We start from the raw sequence: 19,439 nt of genomic DNA, 5'->3' as shown, positions 1-19,439 counted from the left end.
GGGTTTGACAGATCCCACTGTAGGAGCTGCGGCACGCTGCGATCTTTTGATCCTGATCTTTAAAAACAAGATCAAAAGATCGCAGCCTCGTTGCACTCGACAGCTCCTACAGGGTTTCGCTGATCGGCAGATCAAACACGATTCATGATCCACGCCATCACTGTCTGCCAATTGATGGCCGACCCGCGCTCCCTATGATGGGAATCACCTGATTTCCCTGAGTGAGCGCCTTGATGACCGCCAGAACCCTCTATGACAAACACATCGATTCGCACACGGTGTGCCGCCTCGACGATCAAGGCCATGTCCTCTTGTATATCGATCGTCAGGTGATCAACGAATACACCAGCCCGCAGGCGTTCAGCGGTTTGCGTGCCGCCGGGCGCGGGGTCTGGCGTCCGGGCACGGCGCTGGCGGTGGTCGATCACGTCAACCCGACCACGCCTGTGCGCATCGCGGCAATGCCTGATGCCGGCGGCGCCCGGCAAGTCTCGTATCTGGCGGAGAATTGCCGGGACTTCGGCATCGAGTTGCTGGACATCCTCGACAAACGTCAGGGCATTGAACACGTGATCGCTCCCGAGCAGGGGTTCATTCTGCCCGGCATGGTCATCGCCGCCGGCGACAGCCATACCACCACCTATGGCGCACTCGGCGCTTTCGGTTTTGGCATCGGCACCTCCGAGATCGAACACCTGCTGGCCTCGCAGACGCTGGTCTACAAACGTCTGAAAAGCCTGCGCGTGACCGTCGACGGCGAGTTGACAGCGGGCCTGACGTCCAAAGACGTGATCATGGCCCTGATCGGTCGCATCGGCGCGTCCGGGGCCAGCGGTTACGCGATCGAGTTCTGCGGCTCGACTATCGATGCCTTGAGCGTTGAAGCGCGCATGACCATCTGCAACATGGCTGTCGAGGCCGGTGCGCGCGGCGCGTTCATGGCCCCGGATGAAAAGGTCTTCGCCTATCTCAAGGGCAAGCCGCGCGCGCCGCAAGGTGAGTTGTGGGAACGGGGCGTGAAGAAGTGGCGCGAACTGCGCAGTGATCCCGGTGCGCTGTTTGACCGCGAGATTCACCTGGATGCCAGCATTCTTGAACCGATGGTCACCTGGGGCACCAGCCCCGATCAGGCCGCCGCGATCGGTGCGCGGGTGCCGGATCCGCAAGCGATCAGCGATCCGATCCTGCGCCAGGACATGCGCCGCGCCCTCAACTACATGGGCCTCGAAGCGGGCATGGCGCTCAGCGACATTGTTATCAGCCACGCCTTTATCGGCTCGTGCACCAACGCGCGAATCGAAGACTTGCGCGATGCCGCCGGCGTCGTACGCGGTCAGCACGTGGCCGGGCATGTACGCGCAATGATCGTCCCCGGCTCCAGCGAAGTTCGCGCGCAGGCCGAGGCCGAAGGGCTGGCGCAGATCTTTATCGACGCCGGGTTCGAATGGCGTCAGTCCGGCTGCTCGATGTGCCTGGCGATGAACGACGACGTACTTGCCCCCGGCGACCGCTGCGCATCCAGCACCAACCGCAACTTTGAAGGCCGTCAGGGCGCCGGCGCGCGCACTCATTTGATGAGCCCGGCGATGGTCGCCGCCGCAGCGATCAGCGGTCGACTCACCGATATCCGCCACTTTGGAGTACGCCCATGAGCCTGCAACCTTTCACTCTAGTCATTGGCCAGGCTGCGCCGTTACTGGCAGCGAACGTTGATACCGACGTGATCATGCCCAAGCAGTTTCTCAAGGGCATCGATAGAAACGGGCTGGATCGCGGACTGTTTTTCGATCTGCGGTTTCAGCGCGATGGCACGCCCAACCCTGAGTTCGTGCTGAACCAGCCCGCCTGGAAAGGTGCGAACTTTCTTGTGGTCGGGCCCAATTTCGGCTGCGGTTCCAGCCGTGAACACGCGGTGTGGGGCCTGCAGCAGATGGGCATCCGCGCGTTGATCGGCAGCAGCTTTGCCGGGATTTTCTATGACAATTGCCAGCGTAACGGCGTGTTGTTGATCACCCTGGAAGAGGTACAGGTGCAGCGCATTGGACAGCTTGTCGGTGAGCCTGAAACGGCGCGGGTCAGCATTGATCTGGAGGCGCAGCGGATTAGTCTGGCGGATGGCAGCGTGATCGATTTCCAGATTGATAACCTGCGCAAAACCGCGTTGCTGCTCGGCCTGGATGCCATCGGCAGCACCCTGCAACGGCGCGAACAGATCAAAGATTTCGAACGCGAGCATTTGGCCAGTAACCCTTGGTTAGGCTGAACGCATAACCTGTGGGAGCTGGCTTGCCAGCGATGAGGCCGGCACTTCCAGCATTTGTGTTGGCTGAGCTGACGCCATCGCTGCGATGCGGCGTTCCGACAAGCCAGCTCCCACAGGTTTTTGTGGTGTTTTGAGCTACAGCGACAATCCTTTGAAATGCGCCTGCAAAAACTCCACACACGCGCGCAACTTCCCCGAATGCGCCAGCCGTGTCGGGTACACCGCCCAGACATTGGCGCTCTGGCTGTAATCGTCCAGCACCTGCACCAAGCGTCCTTGCTCCAGCAGCGGTTTCACATCCCACAGCGAGCGCAACAACACCCCACGCCCGTCCAGTGCCCACTGCAAAACAATCTCGCCGTTGTTGGACGACAACGGCCCGCTGACCCGCACGCTCTCTTGCCCGCCGTCGCGATCCAGATGCCAGATGCCGAAGGCGTTGTCGCGCTCTTTGATCACCAGGCAATCGTGCTGTTGCAATTCGTCCAGCGTCTGCGGCGTGCCGCGGCGTTGCAGATAATCGGGAGCCGCGCATAGCACTCGTCGATTACTGACCAGGCGTCGACCGATGTGCTGGCCGGGCAGGTCATCGCCGACGCGGATCTCCAGGTCGAAGCCTTCGTTGATGATGTCCACCACCCGGTCGAACAGGTCGAGGCGAATCTCCAGGTCTGGATAACGTTCGGCCAGCAGCGACACCGCCGGCGCCACATGATTGCGACCGAAACCGAAACTGCTGCAGAGGTGCAAACGCCCACGCGGGCTGTCGTGGGCGTCGGACAGTTCGTCGTGCAGTTGCTGGAAGTCATCGAGAATGCGCAACGCCCAGCGCTGCACCCGTTCGCCGTCCTCGGTCAGCGAGACGCGACGACTGGTGCGGTGCAGCAGGCGAGTGCCAAGGGTGGTTTCAAGAATCTGGATGCGTTTGCTGACATAGGCCGGCGACAGGCCGAGTTCATCCGCTGCGGCGGCAAAGCCGTTCTTGCGGATCACGGTGAGTAGCACGCGCAGGTCTTCGGGCAGGGGCACGCTGTCTTTCTTCTGTGGCATGTCAAAACGAACACTGGCGGCAGAAGCCGCCAGCATAGCACCGAGATCCGGCGGCTCGGCTCAGCGCAAAAAGGCCAGTGCTTCGCCAAGCAACAGTTCAGGGACTTCTTCGGCAAGGTAATGGCCGGCGGGCAATGCCTGACCGCTGACGTCAGTCGCCACGTGTTGCCATTCCTTGAGCGGATCGAAGCAACGGCCGACGGTGCCTTCGGCGCCCCACAACACGCGCAGCGGCAGACTCAGGTGATGCCCGGCAGCGATGTTGGCGCGGTCGTGCTCAAGATCGATGCTGGCGCTGGCGCGATAGTCTTCGCAGATGCCACGGGCGCTGCCCGGTTGTTGCAGGCAGCGCAGGTATTCGCCGAAGGCTGCATCGGTAAACGGCTTGAGCCCGGCGCTGCGGCTGCCCATGACGCTGCGCAGATAACTTTCGGGATTGGCTTCGAGCAAGGTTTCCGGCAATGGCGCCGGGCGGATCAGGAAGAACCAGTGCCAATACGCGCGAGCAAAGGCTTCGTTGGTTTGCGCGTACATCGACAGGGTTGGCGCGATGTCGAGCAGCATCATCCGTTGCACGGCATCCGGGTGATCGAGGGCGAGGCGATGGGCGACCCGCGCGCCACGGTCGTGAGCGAGAATCGAAAACTGCTCGAAGCCCAGCGCCTGCATCAACTCGACATTGTCGCGGGCCATTTCGCGTTTCGAGTAATTAACGTGCAGCTCATCGGCGGCCGGGCGACTGCTGTCGCCGTAACCGCGCAGGTCGGCGGCGACCACGCTGAAGTGTTCGGCCAGTTGTTCGGCAATCTTGTGCCAGATCACGTGGGTCTGCGGGTGCCCGTGCAACAGCAACAGGCCCGGGCCGCTGCCGCCGAGGCGGTAGGCAATGTCGACGCCGTTGACGTGGCGCTGGTCTTTGCGGAATCCGGCAAACATCGGGCTGATCCTTTTTCAGGGTTCTGGTTGGCTGCATCCTGAAATTGTCCGGGATTCGCGGCAAGGGGCAAAGCGTGGTCGGCAGGTTCATGAAGTGTGATGGGTGTTGGCCGTTCCGGCCCCATCGCGGGCAAGCCCGCTCCCACAGGGATCTTTGGTGTGGTCACGATCTATGTCCAACCACAAAACCCTGTGGGAGCGGGCTTGCCCGCGATGAGGCCATTGAACACACAGAAAAAATCAGCCTTGGCTAAACATCTCCATCGCCCGCTGTTTGATCTGCTCCTCGGTCAGATCCTCCTTGCGTGAGGCGAGAAACCACAGATGCCCATACGGGTCCTTCAACGTCCCGCTGCGATCCCCGTAAAACTGATCCTTGACCTCGGACACCGTCGTCGCCCCGGCCTCCAGCGCCCTTTGAAACGATTTGTCGACATCAGTCACATACAGATGCAAACCAACCGACACTGCTTGATCCGGATTGCTCAGTGGCCCCTGATCGCACGGCGAACCGAGCATGATCGCGCTGTCGCCGATGCGCAGTTCGGCGTGGCCGATGCCGCCGTCAGGCATGGCCAGACGCATGACCTCGGTGGCGCCGAAGGCTGTTTTATAGAAGTCGATGGCCTCGGCGGCTTTGTGGATGCCGAGATACGGGGTAATGCTGTGATACCCCTCGGGAATGGGTTTGACGCTCATGACGTTCTCCCTGAATTGTTGTTCTATGGGACAGGACTCCACCGAATTTGTGGAAGATTCACTATAGAACCGTCCTCGCCGTGCAGACTTTTGCCCGACGAGCAGTCAATCCTTTGGAAAATGCGGGCCAGGCCCTTGTTCGCCGAGTACATCGCCCTGATTGCGCAGCGGACAGGCCTCCATCGACAAACAGCCACAACCGATGCAGCCATTGAGCCGATCGCGCAGCAGCGTCAGTTGCTCGATCCGCGCGTCCAGTTCCTGTCGCCATTGCTGTGAGAGGATTTTCCAGTCTGCCGCGCTGGGCGCACGATCCTCCGGGAGGATTTTCAATGCCTCGCCAATTTCCGCCAGCGGAATCCCCAGCCGCTGCGCGACTTTGATCAACGCTACGCGGCGCAGTACTTCGCGCGGATAGCGCCGCTGATTGCCGGCATTGCGCTGGCTCTTGATCAGGCCTTTGGATTCATAAAAGTGCAGGGCGGTGACGGCCACGCCACTGCGCGCTGCGACTTCACCAACCGTTAACTGTTTGTGCACATTTTCTTTGCTGATCATTTGAAGACAGCTCTTGACCTTGACTTAACTAGAGGTTTTACCCTGCAGGTCTTCGAGTCGCAAGGCTCGTCTTACGCTGAGTGGGGGCATTCCATGAACAACCGCAGTTTTACCCAATTGATCGAATTCGAAATCGAACCACGCCAACAACCCGCCTTGGTCACTGCACTATCAATGCAAACCGAGCGCCTGGCGCAACGTTATGCCGGTTTTGTCAGCGCCAGTGTGCAGGCCAGCGATGACGGCCGGCGCGTGTTGAGTTTTCTGCAATGGCAGACCCGCGAGGCGGGGGAGGCGGCCTTTCGCAGCTTCGAAAGCGGCGAGCAGGACTTCTGGCAACTGATTCACACCCATCAGGCGAAAACCGTCACCTTCAACTCGTTTCAGGTGCTGAGCAGCATCGCCCGCAGTCACGACGATGCGCTGCATTGCCACCTGGTCGGCTAGATCGACAACTGGATCAGGCGTTCGCCCTGCAGATTCTCCGTGAGCCGCCGCTTGTTTACCGCCAGTTCGCCGATCTTGATCAGTCGCGTGCGGGTGACGTTGCGGCTCAGACCGAGCAACGCGGCGGTGTGCACCTGGTTGTAATGGCAGAAGCGATACGCCGCGCGCAGCAAAGCGTCTTCGACTTTTTCGTGCAACGCGCCGGCCTGTTGCGCGAAGAGTTTTTGAAAGGCCTGTTCCAGTAAGGCCTCCGGTGAATCATCGGCACTGCTGTGATGATCGTCCGGGCGTTCGATGCGCAGGTTCGACAGACGCAAATCATCGCGTTCGATCACGCCGTTGCGGCAGATCAGCAAGGTGTGATGGATGACGTTCTCCAGCTCGCGAATATTGCCCGGCCAACTGTAAGCGCGCAGTTTGTGTTCGGCGCCGGGGCTGATGCTGACCCGCCCGTAACCGAGGCGTTGGCTGTAGGCCTCGATGAAATGGCGGGTCAGCGGCAGTATGTCGCCAGGACGCTCGCGCAACGGGCTCAGTTCCAGATTGACCACGTTGAGGCGGTAATACAGATCCTCGCGGAAATGGCCGGCGTTGATGGCTTTTTCCAACTGCACGTTGGTCGCTGCCAGCACCCGCACATCGATGGGAATGCTTTTGCGCGAGCCCAGTCGCACCACTTCGCGTTCCTGCAAAACCCGCAGCAACTTCACCTGAATCGCCATCGGCAGATCGCCGATCTCATCGAGAAACAAGGTGCCACCATCCGCTTCCTCGAACCATCCGGCCTTGGCGCTCAGCGCGCCAGTGAACGCGCCTTTTTCATGACCGAACAACTCCGCTTCCACCAGTGATTCGGAAAACGCCCCGCAATTGACCGCGATAAACGGCCGATGACGGCGATTGCTGAGGTTATGAATATGCCGCGCTACCAGTTCTTTGCCGGTACCGGTCTCGCCGATGATCAGCACACTCGCTTCACTCGGCGCGACCTGCTGTAAATGCGCGAGCAGGGCCTGGGACTTCGGGTCCTCGAACACCTGCGCAGTGGCGCGGATGGACGTGGCGAGCGCGGGGGAGGGCGGTAGGGTCAGCAGTTGCATGGGCTCGTCCTTCTTTTTAGTTCAAATGCAGGCAGGTCAGGAATAGAAGGTCGGCACCGGCAGCGACTGATTCAGCGCCCAGTCGCCCAACTCATGGAGTTTGTAGTCCAGCGGGTCGTGCAGGGTTTGCGTGCGCAGGTTGCGCCAGTGGCGATCGAGGCGCAGGGACGCGTGAGTGGAGCGCGCGCCGGTCACTTCGAACAAACGGCTGCAAATCTCCAGGCCCTGACGGCTGGCGGCAACTTTCGCGGTGGCAATCGCTGTCGCGACTTGGCCGCGCTCTTCGGCACTGAGATTCGCGCCTTTGGCCCAGGCCTCATCGAGCAACGCCGCCGCGCGTTCGACCAACAGGCGGATGCCTTCCAGCGCCACCCAGAACTCGCCGTAATGGGCGAGCACGTACGGATCTTCACGCACATCGCGCGCCGAGGATTTATGCCAGAGTCGGGTTTCGCTGAGGGTGTATTGCCGCGCCTCCTCGAAAGCGCCTTCGGCAATTCCGAGAAACATATGCGTGAAGGTCAGCTGCGCGATTAGCGGTCGCAAGCACGCAAACGGCGTGCTCAGCGGGCCGGGATCGAGCAGCAGTTCCGACTCTTCGACCCGGACCCGTTCAAACGTAGCGCTGCCGCTGTCGGTCTGACGCTGGCCGATATTGTTCCAGTCGTTGTGCAGGGTGATGCCACTGCGGCCGCTGGGAATCGCCGCGATCAGCAATTTGCCGCCGGCACTTTCATCGACCGCCGAAGCGATCAGCATTTGTGAATCACTGGCGCCGGAGCAGAAGCTTTTCTTCCCGGAAAACTCGCGCCAGCCGCCGAGGTCCTTGACCACGGTGCGGGTGTCGAGCGGGTTCAGTGCGTTGCCCCAGAACCAGTTCTGCCGCGCGGTCTGTTCGAACCACGGCTGCCATTGTTCCGGCCGGGAAAACAGGCGCACGGTGGCGAGCATCAAATGATGGAAACCGAAGACGTGAGCAATCGAGCTGTCGACCTTGGCGAACTCGCGAACGACCTGCAGGGTTTCGCTCCAGCTCGCGCCGAGGCCGCCGTAGCGGGTGGGAATGCTCAGGGCCAGCAGGCCGCTGTCGCGCAGGGCATCGCGCTCGGCCTTCGGTGTGCCGCCACGTTCGTCGCGTTCGACGGCGGTCAGGGCAAATTCGGCGGCCAGTTGGCGGGCGGTCTGCAGCGGGGATAACAAAGTACTTTGTGGTTTAGCGGTCACACGGTGTTCCTCGAAATCGACGCATTCCCTGTAGGAGTGAGCCTGCTCGCGATGAGGTCGGCACAATCGACATCATCGTTGAATGACCCACCGCATACGTCGGAGCGCCGCCCGGAGCAGGCTCGCTCCCACAAGGGATTTGGTTCAGGCAGTGGCTTTTGTGGGCAACACATCATTGGCAATCATTTCGCCAAACGGCCCGGTCAGATTGGTCACGCCACGCCCGGCCAGACTCGCATAAGGCTCGGGCAACAGCGGGAACACCAGCTCGGCAAAGCGGTAAGCCTCTTCCAGATGCGGGTAACCGGAGAAGATGAAACTCTCGATGCCCAGATCCGCGTATTCCTTGATCCGCGCCGCCACTTGCTGCGGATCGCCGACCAATGCCGTACCGGCACCGCCGCGCACCAGACCGACGCCGGCCCACAGGTTCGGGGCGATCTCGAGGTTGTCGCGACGGCCATCGTGCAATGCGGCCATGCGCCGCTGACCCTCGGAGTCGAAGCGCGAAAAGGATTTCTGCGCCGCTTCAATGGTTTCGTCGCTGATGTGTTCGATCAGTTTGTCGGCGGCTTTCCAGGCCTCTTCGGCGGTCTCGCGCACGATCACATGCAGGCGGATGCCGAACTTCACCTTGCGCCCATGCCGCGCCGCGCGTTCGCGCACGTCGGCGAGTTTTTCCGCGACGGCGGCCGGTGGTTCGCCCCAGGTCAGATAGACGTCGACCTGTTCGGCGGCCAGATCATGCGCGGCATCGGAAGAGCCGCCGAAGTACAGCGGCGGATAGGGTTTCTGCACAGGCGGATACAGCGCTTTGGCGTTCTGCACCTTCAGGTGCTTGCCGTCGAAATCCACCGCTTCGCCTTGCAACACGCGACGCCAGATCTTCAGGAATTCATCGGTGACTTCATAGCGCTCGGCGTGGCTGAGGAAACTGCCGTCGCCACGGTTTTCATCTGGATCGCCGCCGGTCACCACGTTGATCAACAAGCGCCCGTTGGACAGGCGATCAAGCGTCGCAGCCATGCGCGCCGAGACTGTCGGCGAGATGATCCCCGGACGGATCGCCACCAGATAACGCAGGCGTTCAGTCAGCGGCACCAGCGCCGAGGCGATCACCCACGAGTCTTCGCAGGAGCGCCCGGTGGGAATCAGCACGCCGTGGTAGCCGAGACTGTCAGCGGCCTGCGCCACCTGTTTCAGATAATTGAGCGTGACCGGGCGCGCGCCTTGAGTGGTGCCCAGATAGTGGCCATCGCCGTGGGTCGGCAGGAACCAGAAAACATCCATGAACGGCTCCTCAGGCGATTTTCAGCAAGGGTTTGATTTGTGTGGCGAACAGCGGCGCCGCGCGTTCGGCGGCGAGGCGGATGCGCGCCTTCAACAGTTCGCTGGTGATCTGGTAATCGGCGAAGTCGGCTTCGGTGGCGTACACGCCGATCGGCAACGTCATGGCTTGGAAGAAGCTGAACAGCGGGCGCAACTGGTGATCGAGGACCAGCGCATGGCGTTCGCTGCCGCCGGTAGCAGCGAGCAGCACCGGGGTGTCGATCAGGGCGTTGAGGTCGATCAGGTCGAACAGATGCTTGAGCAGACCCGGGTAGGAACCGCGATAAACCGGCGCGGCAACAATCAGCAGATCGGCCTGCTCGATGGCCTGCAACTCGGCTTCAACTTCCGCACTGAGTTCCTGACGCGATAGCGCAGCGCCGAGCGGACGAGCGATATCACCGAGTTCGATCAAATGGCTTTCGATGGTCAGGTGCCCAGCCAGTTCGGCGAGCAAGGCCTGGGTCAGCACCAGAGTACGGGACGGACGCCAGGTGCCGCCGGAGAGGGCGACGACTTTCAGGGGACGCGACATGATCAGTTCCTTTTTTCAACAGTTGCTCAGCGAGCAGTGAATGAGTCACCGAGTCTGAGCAAGCGCTGTACCAATTCCCGCAAGCCCCGGTTTACAAGGCGTTGAGCGTAAGGGTGGCGGTCGCCCGTGTGAGTAACAGGGCGCTTTGTTGAATCGCTGTTGGCTGAGCAACAGTTGCTGGAGCAACAGTGCTCAGCGCATGGTTGGAGTTATAAAGGCTGTTTGTTATTCCGTAAAATAACGTTAATCGATATTTATAGATCGTTAAGAGATATGCGGCAGTTTGTGTCGAATTCCTGATAGCCACTATTGAGAGCGTTGATTTCCGCGCGAGCGTGCCCGGGCGTAGCCTTTGTCCATCGACTCCCATTGCTCGCCAGGACGCCCCCATGAACCGTTTACTGACCGTTTCGCTGTTGCTCGCTGTCTCCGTACTCGCCGGTTGTGCCGGACACGTTTCGCCGGAACTGCGCCCTTACACTGATGAAGAATCCCGCGAATTGGCGATGGAAGCGCTCAATCGCAGCGGCCTGTCCTTCGACGAATACCACGCGAAAAAAGCGCAATTACTCGGTCAGACCCAGTTCGACAAAAAAGCTGAAATGAGTGCCGAACGTGCCGTACAGCTGCACGGTCGCCCAAGCTGAAAGCAAACTGTACTGCTCGAAGTTTTACCCAACTGTCCGTGGGCTTGCCGGGCAGTGTGGGATAGGGTCAACACCTGAATGACCCTGATGGATTGCCTGCCATGACCCTCTCGCTTGACCTGCTGTTGGGCTTCGCCCTGTTTGCCCTTGTCACCTCGATTACGCCGGGGCCGAACAACACCATGTTGCTGGCATCGGGGGTGAATTTCGGCTTTAACCGCACCATCCCGCATATGCTCGGAATTACCTGTGGCTTCTTCGTTCTGGTAGTCGCGGTGGGCTTTGGCCTCGGCGCGGTGTTTCAGAACTATCCGATTCTCTATACGGTTCTGCGCTATGTCGGCGCGGCGTATCTGTTGTATCTGGCGTGGAAAATCGCCCACTCGGGGCCGGTCGGTGACAGCGCCGAAGGCGAAGCGAAGCCGATCAGCTACCTTGGCGCCGCCGCGTTTCAGTGGGTCAATCCCAAGGCGTGGATCATGGCCATCGGCGCCATCAGCACCTACACGCCGATGCAGGGCTATTTCACCAATGTCGTGGTGATTGCTGCAGTGTTCGCCATCATCAACCTGCCGAGCGTCGGCGTCTGGGCCGCCTGCGGTACGTTGTTGCGCAATGTGCTGAAGGATCCGCGCTGGTTGCGCGTGTTCAACTGGGGCATGGCGGCACTGTTGGTGATTTCGCTGTATCCGTTACTTCTCGAAAGCTTTAGCTGACGCATCGCTTCAACCGCAGGCCGGATGCCTGTTAAGCTCGACTTCAGGAGCGTTCCTACGCACTTTTAAATGAAGTTGTTCTTCTTTAACGGCATCCGATCAGGTATTGATGACGCTCTCGAACCGGCGCGCAGCTCACAAGGCTGCGCCGTACCGTTTGCAGACACGAGCCTCCTGATCCCGGAACACGCTCTGCGAGTCTTTTATGAACACACGTCCGTTGTATTTCGATTACGCCGCCACCACCCCGGTTGACGAGCGGGTCATCCAGGTGATGATCGAGTGTCTGGGGTTTCACGGTAACTTTGGCAACCCGGCTTCCAGCTCCCACGCGTTCGGCCAGCAAGCCCGACACACGGTCGAGCAGGCCCGCCGACAGGTCGCCGAACTGGTCGGCGCCAATCCTGAGCAGATCGTCTGGACCTCCGGTGCCACCGAGTCCAATAACCTCGCCCTCAAAGGCGTGGCGCAGGCGCGCGGGGTGTCCGGCGGCCACATCATTACCAGTCAGATCGAACACAAAGCCATCCTCGATACCGCCCGCCAGTTGCAGGACGCCGGCATCGCCGTGACTTATCTGGTGCCGGACGTCGATGGCCTGATCACGCCGCAAGCAGTCAGTGAAGCCATGCGTGAGGACACCTTTCTGGTGTCGCTGATGCTGGTCAACAACGAGTTGGGCACCGTCAATGATGTTCAAGCGATTGGCGAAGTGGTGCGCAGTCGCGAGGCGTTGTTCCATGTCGACGCGGCGCAAGGCGCCGGCAAAGTGGCCATCGATCTGGGGCAATGGCCGGTGGATCTGATGTCGTTTTCGGCGCACAAACTTTACGGTCCCAAAGGCATCGGCGCGTTGTACGTCGGCCCACGGGCGCAGCAGCGTTTACAGGCGCAGATTCACGGTGGCGGACACGAAGGGGGATTGCGCTCCGGAACCCTGGCGACGCACCAGATTGCCGGGATGGGCGCAGCATTTGCCTTGGCCGCCGAGGCGTTCGATGTCGAGAAAAAAACCATCGTCGCGCTGCGTGAACGCTTGCTCGAACAACTGCTGAGCCTGCCGGGCGTGCGCCTGAATGGTTGTGCCACTCAGCGCATTCCGCACACCTTGAGCCTGACCTTCAGCGAAGGCGAATTCAACAGCGCGGCGTTGAGCCATTCGATTGCTTTCTCCGCGACCTCGGCTTGCAACTCCGCCAGTAACACGCCATCCCACGTGCTGTTGGCGCTGGGGCATGACGCGCATCTGGCCGGACGCACCATTCGCTTGAGCCTCGGCCGTTTTACCACCGCCGAGGACATCGACAAGGCCGTCGAACTGATCAAGACCGCCTGCGCCAGTGCTCCGGCATTCTGGGCGACAGGGCTTTAAACGAGCCGATTTAACGGCGACGAACAATAACGATGAAGTGATTAGCAGGAGACATGATGAGTACCCAGACCTCGACCGAAGGATCGGTGCCCCAGCGCCTGGCGCACACCCGTGAACTGATGCGCCGCGAAGGCATTCACGCACTGTTGGTGCCGTCCGCCGACCCGCATTTGTCGGAATATCTGCCGGGTTACTGGCAGGGTCGGCAGTGGTTGTCGGGCTTCCATGGTTCGGTCGGGACGTTGATTGTCACCGCTGATTTCGCCGGCGTCTGGGCCGACAGTCGTTACTGGGAGCAGGCGAGCAAAGAACTCAAGGGCAGCGGCATCGAACTGGTCAAGTTGCAACCGGGTCAACCGAGCCCGCTGGACTGGCTTGCCGAGCAGACACCGGAAGGTGGTGTGGTCGCGGTTGACGGTGCGGTGATGGCCGTGGCTTCGGCGCGTACCCTGAGCAGCAAACTGGAAGCACGCGGCGCACGTCTGCGCACCGACATTGATCTGCTGCAAGAAGTCTGGCGCGATCGCCCGAGCCTGCCGAACGCACCGATCTATCAGCATCTGCCACCGCAAGCGACGGTCAGCCGTGGCGAGAAACTGGCCAAGCTACGCGAAACCCTGCAAGAGCGCGGCGCTGACTGGCATTTCATCGCCACCCTCGACGACATTGCCTGGTTGTTCAACTTGCGCGGCGGCGATGTGTCGTTCAACCCGGTGTTTGTTTCGTTTGCGTTGATCGGTCAGCAGCAGGCCACGTTGTTCGTAGCGTTAAGCAAGGTCGACGCAGATTTGCGCTCGGTGCTTGAGACGGACGGCGTGACGTTGCGTGATTACAGCGAAGTCGCTGATGCCCTGCGTGCCGTGCCGAGTGGCGCGAGTTTGTTGGTTGATCCGGCGCGCGTTACCAGCGGCTTGCTGGATAACCTCGACAGCACGGTGAAGCTGGTCGAAGGCCTGAACCCGACCACGTTGGCCAAGTCGCAGAAAAGTGAAGCGGACGCTGAACATATTCGCAAAGCGATGGAGCAGGATGGCGCGGCGCTGTGCGAGTTTTTTGCCTGGCTGGAATCGGCCTGGGGGCGCGAGCGCATTACCGAATTGACCATCGACGAAAAGCTCACCGCTGCCCGTGAGCGTCGTCCGGATTATGTCTCGCTGAGTTTCAACACCATTGCTGCGTTTAACGCCAATGGCGCCATGCCGCATTACCACGCCACCGAAGAAGAGCACGCGGTGATCGAGGGTGACGGCTTGCTGCTGATCGACTCGGGTGGACAATACCTGGGCGGCACCACGGACATCACGCGAATGGTGCCGGTTGGTACGCCGAGCGAAGAACAGAAGCGCGATTGCACGCGCGTGTTGAAGGGCGTGATTGCCCTGTCGCGCGCGCAGTTCCCGAAAGGCATTCTCTCGCCGCTGCTCGATGCTATTGCCCGTGCGCCGATCTGGGCCGAAAGCGTCGATTACGGTCACGGCACCGGTCATGGCGTTGGCTACTTCCTCAACGTCCATGAAGGTCCACAGGTGATCGCTTATCAGGCCGCGCCTGCACCGCAGACGGCCATGCAGCCGGGGATGATTACTTCGATCGAGCCAGGCACCTACCGTCCGGGTCGTTGGGGCGTGCGGATCGAGAACCTGGCGATGAACCGCGAGGCGGGCAGCAGCGAATTCGGAGAATTCCTCAAGTTTGAAACCTTGACGCTGTGCCCGATCGACACGCGTTGCCTGCTGCCGGCGTTGCTGACTGAAGAAGAGAAACAGTGGTTCAACGCCTACCACGCGCAAGTGCGTGAGCGCTTGAGTCCATTGCTTGAGGGTGCGGCGCTGGAATGGCTGAACACCCGTACTGCGGCGATCTGATCGGCTGGGATTCAGGCGCTGTGTTCAGCGCCTGAATGATCGTTTAGCCTTGGCGCAAGGCTTCCGCAACGAAGTCCAGCCGATCCTGGCCGAAGAACAGTTGATCGCCGATAAACATGCTGGGTGCTCCGAAAACACCACGTTTAACAGCGGTTTCGGTGTTCTCCTTAAGCGCTGCTTTGACCGATTCATCGTTGCTCAGCGCCAGTACTTCCTGCGGATCGAAACCGTGTTCGCTCAGCACAGCAGCGACAATCGCCGGTTCGTCGAGGCTGCGTCCTTCAACCCATAGCGCCGTGAACAGACAATCGATAAACGCCTGAAAGCGTGCTGGCTGACGCAACTGGATGCCGGTTACCGCACGCATCAACATCAGTGTGTTGATCGGGAAGTGCGGATTGAATTTCAGCGGCACCCCGTAGCGTTTTGCGTAGCGATCCAGATCCTCAAACATGTACCGACCCTTCGCCGGAATCATCGCCGGTGAAGCGTTGCCGGTTGCCTTGAAGACGCCACCGAGCAGCATCGGGATGTAGATCAGCTCGCTGTTGGTCTCGGCGCAAATCTTCGGTAACTGGGTGTAGGCCAGGTAGGTGGCAGGGCTGCCGAGGTCGAAATAGAACTCCACGGTTTTCGTCATTTTCGCGTCTCTGTCGTTATTGTTATGGCGGGGGGGCTTACCAGCGTTCGTTCCAGGGGCGCAGATCCAGCTCGAACGTCCAGGCATCCCGTGGCTGACTGTGCAGATACCAGTAGTTCTCGGCGATGTGCTCGGGGTTGAGGATGCCGTCCTGATCTTTGGTGGCGTACTTCTCTGGGAAACTGTTGCGAATGAAATCGGTGTCGATCGCACCATCGACTACGACGTGGGCGACGTGGATGTTCATTGGCCCCAGTTCCCGCGCCATGCTTTGTGCCAGCGCGCGGATACCGTGTTTGGCTCCGGCGAAGGCGGCAAACCCGGATGCGCCGCGAAGTCCGGCGGTGGCACCGGTGAACAGGATAGTGCCGCGTTGGCGTGTGATCATGCGTTTGGCCACTTCACGGGCATTGAGGAACCCTGAGAAGCAGGCCATTTCCCAAATCTTGAAATACTTGCGTGCGGTTTCTTCAAGAATGCTGCACGGCACATTGGCGCCGATATTGAATACAAAAGCTTCGATCGGACCGAGGCGAGTCTCGATGTCTTCAATCAGAGCAATGACGTCTTCTTCTTTGCGCGCATCGCAGGCAAAACCGTGAGCTTCACCGCCTTCAGCCTTGATCGCGTCCACTAGCGGCTGCAATTTGTCGGCGCTGCGTCGGGTGACGCAGGCGATGAATCCCTCTTTGGCAAAACGCTTTGCAATCGCTCCGCCCGTGGCATCGCCAGCGCCGACAACCAATACGACCTTCTTGTTATTCATGGGTGATTGCCTTTATTAAACGATCGTTAAGTGAACGAACGTTATGCTAGGATCCAGACAACGTCAAGGCAGTCGATTCGAGGGCAAATACATGCGTTACTCCGCCAGTCACAAGTTGGAAACACGGGAAAAGCTGCTGCAGAGCAGCGCGCTGTCAGCAAAGCGTTCCGGTTTTTCCACGGTGGGCGTTGATGGTTTGATGAAGGCTATCGGATTGAGCGGTGCGGCGTTCTACAGCCATTTCTCATCGAAAGATGCGTTGTTCACTGCCATCGTCGAACGCGAGTTGGGTCAAAGCCTTGAACGATTGGGGGGGAGGGCACGCGGGATCGTGAGCGACTGGAGCGCTGTCTCAAGCACTACCTGAGCATGGCTCACGTAGAGCAACCTGAGGCCGGTTGCGCGTTGCCGGCGTTGGGCGCAGAAATTGCCCGATCGGATGTTCTGGTGCGCGAGCAGGCCGAGCTGTGGATTTGCCGGCTTCAGGAGCGTTGGGCACAGACTCTTGAGAGCGAGACCCTGGCGTGGTCGGTGCTGTCGCAATGCGTCGGGGCGTTGGTGGTGGCGCGTATGTTGGCCACGCCGGACGTTCAGCAAGCGGTGCTGAAGTCCAGCCATGAAGAAATTGGCCGGCAGATTGCCGGGCAGCGCTGATCTATTTACAGATGACAATCATGCTGCGACTGGTGTAGCCCGCAGGATTGAGACCGAACGGGTAATCGCCGGGCTCTTCCACGGCGTCACCGGATTTTGCGATGACCTTGTAGCCCTTCGGCAAGCAGGCATTGGCGGCACTGGCGTAGCACTTGTCCCAGGAGGACGATAGCCCTGAGCAGTTGATGTGCAGCCCTTTTTTCCCGCGTTTTACCTGAGTTTCCGAAGTCGCCGCACAACCTGCAACTGCCAGTATGGCGATCAGTATCAAAATTCGTTTCATTACCGTCCTTATAACGGCCACGAGTCTAATGCTCGGGTTTGCCTGTGTTCGCGTGCGCTCTAAGCTTTTGAAATCCCTGTCCGAAAAAATCCATGTCTGGCATTGGGTTACAGGTCTAAACATGGCCTAAATGCGCGTCAATTGCCAGACCTTCGTCGAATCCTCTTTCAATCAGCCGCGATGGCGGGTTTCGCAGCACTCCCCATGGTCATGGTTGCGCCGACAGATGCCAGAATAATGCACAGGATCGCCATCCATTGTGACAGTGTGAGGAATTCGTGCAGGAACAACAGGCCTGAGAGGGCTCCGAAGGCCGGTTCGATACTCATCAATGTGCCGAAAGTGCGTGCCGGGAGGCGGGTGAGGGCGACCATCTCCAGTGTATAGGGCAGGGCGGTGGACAGAATGGCGACGCCGATGGCAATCGGGATCAACGAAGGGGTCAATAGGGCTGAACCAGCATGCACGATGCCGATAGGGGCCACGAACAGCGCTGCGATCATTACCCCCAGAGCTGCCGTCGTTACACCGTTATCGGCGCCGGCCTTCTGACCGAACAGAATGTATAGCGCCCAGCAGACACCGGCTCCCAGTGCATACCCGGCGCCCACCAGATCGATTCCGGCGCTGGTTGTGCCTGTTGGAATCAGCAGCATCAAGCCGGCGGCAGCCAGGGCAATCCAGAGAAAGTCGATGGCACGGCGGGAAGCAAGGATGGCTACGGCCAGTGGCCCGGTAAATTCGAGGGCGACGGCAATTCCCAACGGCACCGTTTGCAATGACATATAGAAGAGGAAGTTCATGCCGCCCAATGCCATGCCGTAGACGAGGACTGTACGCAGTGATTTGGCGGTCAGCCTCGCGCGCCATGGACGCAGTATTAACAGCATGATCACGCTGGCGAAGATCAGCCGCAGCGTGGTGGTTCCCTGGGCGCCAACGATAGGGAACATGCTTTTGGCCAAAGAAGCTCCTGACTGGATCGACGCCATGGCTATTAATAGCAGGCCAACCGGAAACAGCATTGAGGCAAGAGAGCGTGGCTGGTCATTCATTACGTGGCATCGTCCAAGGTGAGAGCAAGGCATTATTATTGGTGTTGGGCAATATACTGCGCATTCGATCGAGTTACGTCTATATAGAAGAGTCCTTTTTCCCCGGATCGATAGAAAAGCGCAATTAACGCTTGACGGCAGATTTCAGATGTCTATAATTCGCCCCACTTCCGGCGCAGTCGAAACGGAAAACTCCTTGAGATTCAATGAGTTATGCAGGTTTCGGCAGTGAGTTGCTTCAGTTCATCGAAGCCGAAAGGAAGTTGAAAAAGAGGTGTTGACAGCAGCGTGTAACGCTGTAGAATTCGCCTCCCGCTTCGGAGAGATCTGAAGCGCAAGTGGTTGAAGTTGTTGAAGAATTCTTCGAAACTTCTGAAAATAATCACTTGACAGCAAATGAGGCTGCTGTAGAGTGCGCGCCTCGGTTGAGACGAAAGATCTTAACCAACCGCTCTTTAACAACTGAATCAAGCAATTCGTGTGGGTGCTTGTGGAGTCAGACTGATAGTCAACAAGATTATCAGCATCACAAGTTACTCCGCGAGAAATCAAAGATGTAACCAACGATTGCTGAGCCAAGTTTAGGGTTTCTTAAAAACCCAAAGATGTTTGAACTGAAGAGTTTGATCATGGCTCAGATTGAACGCTGGCGGCAGGCCTAACACATGCAAGTCGAGCGGATGAGAGGAGCTTGCTCCTGGATTCAGCGGCGGACGGGTGAGTAATGCCTAGGAATCTGCCTGGTAGTGGGGGACAACGTTTCGAAAGGAACGCTAATACCGCATACGTCCTACGGGAGAAAGCAGGGGACCTTCGGGCCTTGCGCTATCAGATGAGCCTAGGTCGGATTAGCTAGTTGGTGAGGTAATGGCTCACCAAGGCGACGATCCGTAACTGGTCTGAGAGGATGATCAGTCACACTGGAACTGAGACACGGTCCAGACTCCTACGGGAGGCAGCAGTGGGGAATATTGGACAATGGGCGAAAGCCTGATCCAGCCATGCCGCGTGTGTGAAGAAGGTCTTCGGATTGTAAAGCACTTTAAGTTGGGAGGAAGGGTTGTAGATTAATACTCTGCAATTTTGACGTTACCGACAGAATAAGCACCGGCTAACTCTGTGCCAGCAGCCGCGGTAATACAGAGGGTGCAAGCGTTAATCGGAATTACTGGGCGTAAAGCGCGCGTAGGTGGTTCGTTAAGTTGGATGTGAAATCCCCGGGCTCAACCTGGGAACTGCATTCAAAACTGTCGAGCTAGAGTATGGTAGAGGGTGGTGGAATTTCCTGTGTAGCGGTGAA

At 59.2% G+C, this 19,439-nt stretch carries 19 protein-coding genes, 1 rRNA gene and 1 pseudogene (1 of these 21 cut by a window edge); 9 read left to right on the top strand and 12 right to left on the bottom strand.

The features are described 5' to 3' along the window. Window positions 1-233 precede the first annotated feature (233 nt). Entirely contained in the window at window positions 234-1,652 is a 1,419-nt protein-coding gene (leuC, locus tag ACZZ0A_RS16375; RefSeq protein ID WP_463543462.1) for a 3-isopropylmalate dehydratase large subunit, read from the top strand. Further along, window positions 1,649-2,263: a 3-isopropylmalate dehydratase small subunit gene (leuD, locus tag ACZZ0A_RS16370; protein ID WP_463543461.1), complete on the top strand. Its 615-nt coding sequence runs from the start codon at window positions 1,649-1,651 to the stop codon at window positions 2,261-2,263. The genes leuC and leuD overlap by 4 nt, the downstream gene beginning before the upstream one ends. Before the next feature lie 135 nt (window positions 2,264-2,398). Here leuD and ACZZ0A_RS16365 read toward each other — a convergent pair whose 3' ends face one another. The 4 genes from ACZZ0A_RS16365 to soxR all read right to left on the bottom strand — a co-directional run bounded on the left by ACZZ0A_RS16365 (window position 2,399) and on the right by soxR (window position 5,506). Continuing rightward, window positions 2,399-3,349 (bottom strand): LysR substrate-binding domain-containing protein, encoded by a 951-nt coding sequence (locus ACZZ0A_RS16365; RefSeq protein ID WP_463543460.1) that lies wholly within the window; start codon window positions 3,347-3,349, stop codon window positions 2,399-2,401. 24 nt (window positions 3,350-3,373) lie between these two features. Continuing rightward, window positions 3,374-4,249, bottom strand: coding sequence for an alpha/beta fold hydrolase (locus ACZZ0A_RS16360; protein ID WP_463543459.1), 876 nt, complete (start codon window positions 4,247-4,249; stop codon window positions 3,374-3,376). Window positions 4,250-4,489: 240 nt separating this feature from the next. After that, window positions 4,490-4,948 carry a VOC family protein gene (locus ACZZ0A_RS16355; RefSeq protein WP_095048404.1) on the bottom strand — a complete coding sequence of 153 codons (459 nt, stop codon included), beginning with the start codon at window positions 4,946-4,948 and terminating at the stop codon, window positions 4,490-4,492. 105 nt (window positions 4,949-5,053) lie between these two features. Continuing rightward, complete coding sequence (gene soxR / locus ACZZ0A_RS16350; protein ID WP_007917730.1) at window positions 5,054-5,506, bottom strand: redox-sensitive transcriptional activator SoxR; 453 nt, start codon at window positions 5,504-5,506, stop codon at window positions 5,054-5,056. A gap of 93 nt (window positions 5,507-5,599) precedes the next feature. Here soxR and ACZZ0A_RS16345 point away from each other — a divergent pair, with 93 nt between their 5' ends. Continuing rightward, entirely contained in the window at window positions 5,600-5,953 is a 354-nt protein-coding gene (locus tag ACZZ0A_RS16345; protein WP_463543458.1) for an antibiotic biosynthesis monooxygenase, read from the top strand. On the opposite strand, the gene ACZZ0A_RS16340 is transcribed toward ACZZ0A_RS16345, so the two are convergent. The 4 genes from ACZZ0A_RS16340 to msuE form a co-directional block, all read right to left on the bottom strand. Then, window positions 5,950-7,053 (bottom strand): sigma-54 interaction domain-containing protein, encoded by a 1,104-nt coding sequence (locus ACZZ0A_RS16340; RefSeq protein ID WP_007917735.1) that lies wholly within the window; start codon window positions 7,051-7,053, stop codon window positions 5,950-5,952. The genes ACZZ0A_RS16345 and ACZZ0A_RS16340 overlap by 4 nt on opposite strands. A 36-nt stretch (window positions 7,054-7,089) precedes the next feature. Then, window positions 7,090-8,277: an acyl-CoA dehydrogenase family protein gene (locus ACZZ0A_RS16335; RefSeq protein ID WP_007949712.1), complete on the bottom strand. Its 1,188-nt coding sequence runs from the start codon at window positions 8,275-8,277 to the stop codon at window positions 7,090-7,092. Window positions 8,278-8,421: 144 nt separating this feature from the next. Continuing rightward, a complete protein-coding gene (ssuD, locus tag ACZZ0A_RS16330) occupies window positions 8,422-9,567 on the bottom strand; it encodes an FMNH2-dependent alkanesulfonate monooxygenase (RefSeq protein ID WP_095113068.1) in 1,146 nt (381 codons plus the stop codon). A 10-nt stretch (window positions 9,568-9,577) separates the two neighbouring features. Then, a complete protein-coding gene (gene msuE, locus ACZZ0A_RS16325; RefSeq protein WP_007917546.1) occupies window positions 9,578-10,141 on the bottom strand; it encodes an FMN reductase in 564 nt (187 codons plus the stop codon). Between the two features lie 389 nt (window positions 10,142-10,530). Here msuE and ACZZ0A_RS16320 point away from each other — a divergent pair, with 389 nt between their 5' ends. The 4 genes from ACZZ0A_RS16320 to ACZZ0A_RS16305 all read left to right on the top strand — a co-directional run bounded on the left by ACZZ0A_RS16320 (window position 10,531) and on the right by ACZZ0A_RS16305 (window position 14,741). Beyond that, window positions 10,531-10,788 carry a hypothetical protein gene (locus tag ACZZ0A_RS16320; protein WP_007917547.1) on the top strand — a complete coding sequence of 86 codons (258 nt, stop codon included), beginning with the start codon at window positions 10,531-10,533 and terminating at the stop codon, window positions 10,786-10,788. Window positions 10,789-10,889: 101 nt separating this feature from the next. After that, window positions 10,890-11,504, top strand: coding sequence for a LysE family translocator (locus tag ACZZ0A_RS16315; RefSeq protein WP_095113070.1), 615 nt, complete (start codon window positions 10,890-10,892; stop codon window positions 11,502-11,504). Between the two features lie 205 nt (window positions 11,505-11,709). After that, the gene (locus tag ACZZ0A_RS16310) at window positions 11,710-12,876 is read left to right on the top strand and encodes an aminotransferase class V-fold PLP-dependent enzyme (RefSeq protein WP_463543457.1); all 1,167 of its coding nucleotides are present in this window, start codon (window positions 11,710-11,712) and stop codon (window positions 12,874-12,876) included. A 56-nt stretch (window positions 12,877-12,932) separates the two neighbouring features. Continuing rightward, window positions 12,933-14,741, top strand: coding sequence for an aminopeptidase P family protein (locus tag ACZZ0A_RS16305; RefSeq protein WP_123375557.1), 1,809 nt, complete (start codon window positions 12,933-12,935; stop codon window positions 14,739-14,741). A gap of 43 nt (window positions 14,742-14,784) precedes the next feature. Here the strand turns inward: ACZZ0A_RS16305 and ACZZ0A_RS16300 are convergent, their stop codons facing one another. Both ACZZ0A_RS16300 and ACZZ0A_RS16295 read right to left on the bottom strand, forming a co-directional pair. Further along, window positions 14,785-15,381: a 2-hydroxychromene-2-carboxylate isomerase gene (locus tag ACZZ0A_RS16300; RefSeq protein WP_123375558.1), complete on the bottom strand. Its 597-nt coding sequence runs from the start codon at window positions 15,379-15,381 to the stop codon at window positions 14,785-14,787. Window positions 15,382-15,418: 37 nt separating this feature from the next. After that, entirely contained in the window at window positions 15,419-16,147 is a 729-nt protein-coding gene (locus ACZZ0A_RS16295) for an SDR family oxidoreductase (RefSeq protein WP_463543456.1), read from the bottom strand. A 91-nt stretch (window positions 16,148-16,238) separates the two neighbouring features. Between ACZZ0A_RS16295 and ACZZ0A_RS16290 the strand changes: the two are divergent. Continuing rightward, window positions 16,239-16,801, top strand: a pseudogene (locus ACZZ0A_RS16290) (TetR/AcrR family transcriptional regulator). 1 nt (window position 16,802) lies between these two features. Here the strand turns inward: ACZZ0A_RS16290 and ACZZ0A_RS16285 are convergent. Together ACZZ0A_RS16285 and rhtA are read right to left on the bottom strand one after the other, a co-directional pair. Beyond that, entirely contained in the window at window positions 16,803-17,084 is a 282-nt protein-coding gene (locus ACZZ0A_RS16285) for a hypothetical protein (RefSeq protein WP_007917561.1), read from the bottom strand. Between the two features lie 167 nt (window positions 17,085-17,251). Beyond that, complete coding sequence (gene rhtA, locus ACZZ0A_RS16280; RefSeq protein WP_042704914.1) at window positions 17,252-18,139, bottom strand: threonine/homoserine exporter RhtA; 888 nt, start codon at window positions 18,137-18,139, stop codon at window positions 17,252-17,254. Between the two features lie 611 nt (window positions 18,140-18,750). On the opposite strand from rhtA, the gene ACZZ0A_RS16275 reads away from it, so the two are divergent. Further along, a 16S ribosomal RNA gene (locus ACZZ0A_RS16275) occupies window positions 18,751-19,439 on the top strand (it continues 848 nt past the right edge of the window).

This window comes from Pseudomonas sp. AC242 (assembly GCF_979258655.1).
This window is presented reverse-complemented; position numbering and strand designations above follow the sequence as displayed.

Coding starts and splice junctions, on each gene's coding strand:
- leuC (WP_463543462.1), top strand. CDS start 234: ATGACCGCCAGAACCCTCTATGACAAACACATCGATTCGCACACGGTG.
- leuD (WP_463543461.1), top strand. CDS start 1,649: ATGAGCCTGCAACCTTTCACTCTAGTCATTGGCCAGGCTGCGCCGTTA.
- ACZZ0A_RS16365 (WP_463543460.1), bottom strand. CDS start 3,349: ATGCTGGCGGCTTCTGCCGCCAGTGTTCGTTTTGACATGCCACAGAAG.
- ACZZ0A_RS16360 (WP_463543459.1), bottom strand. CDS start 4,249: ATGTTTGCCGGATTCCGCAAAGACCAGCGCCACGTCAACGGCGTCGAC.
- ACZZ0A_RS16355 (WP_095048404.1), bottom strand. CDS start 4,948: ATGAGCGTCAAACCCATTCCCGAGGGGTATCACAGCATTACCCCGTAT.
- soxR (WP_007917730.1), bottom strand. CDS start 5,506: ATGATCAGCAAAGAAAATGTGCACAAACAGTTAACGGTTGGTGAAGTC.
- ACZZ0A_RS16345 (WP_463543458.1), top strand. CDS start 5,600: ATGAACAACCGCAGTTTTACCCAATTGATCGAATTCGAAATCGAACCA.
- ACZZ0A_RS16340 (WP_007917735.1), bottom strand. CDS start 7,053: ATGCAACTGCTGACCCTACCGCCCTCCCCCGCGCTCGCCACGTCCATC.
- ssuD (WP_095113068.1), bottom strand. CDS start 9,567: ATGGATGTTTTCTGGTTCCTGCCGACCCACGGCGATGGCCACTATCTG.
- msuE (WP_007917546.1), bottom strand. CDS start 10,141: ATGTCGCGTCCCCTGAAAGTCGTCGCCCTCTCCGGCGGCACCTGGCGT.
- ACZZ0A_RS16320 (WP_007917547.1), top strand. CDS start 10,531: ATGAACCGTTTACTGACCGTTTCGCTGTTGCTCGCTGTCTCCGTACTC.
- ACZZ0A_RS16315 (WP_095113070.1), top strand. CDS start 10,890: ATGACCCTCTCGCTTGACCTGCTGTTGGGCTTCGCCCTGTTTGCCCTT.
- ACZZ0A_RS16310 (WP_463543457.1), top strand. CDS start 11,710: ATGAACACACGTCCGTTGTATTTCGATTACGCCGCCACCACCCCGGTT.
- ACZZ0A_RS16305 (WP_123375557.1), top strand. CDS start 12,933: ATGAGTACCCAGACCTCGACCGAAGGATCGGTGCCCCAGCGCCTGGCG.
- ACZZ0A_RS16300 (WP_123375558.1), bottom strand. CDS start 15,381: ATGACGAAAACCGTGGAGTTCTATTTCGACCTCGGCAGCCCTGCCACC.
- ACZZ0A_RS16295 (WP_463543456.1), bottom strand. CDS start 16,147: ATGAATAACAAGAAGGTCGTATTGGTTGTCGGCGCTGGCGATGCCACG.
- ACZZ0A_RS16285 (WP_007917561.1), bottom strand. CDS start 17,084: ATGAAACGAATTTTGATACTGATCGCCATACTGGCAGTTGCAGGTTGT.
- rhtA (WP_042704914.1), bottom strand. CDS start 18,139: ATGAATGACCAGCCACGCTCTCTTGCCTCAATGCTGTTTCCGGTTGGC.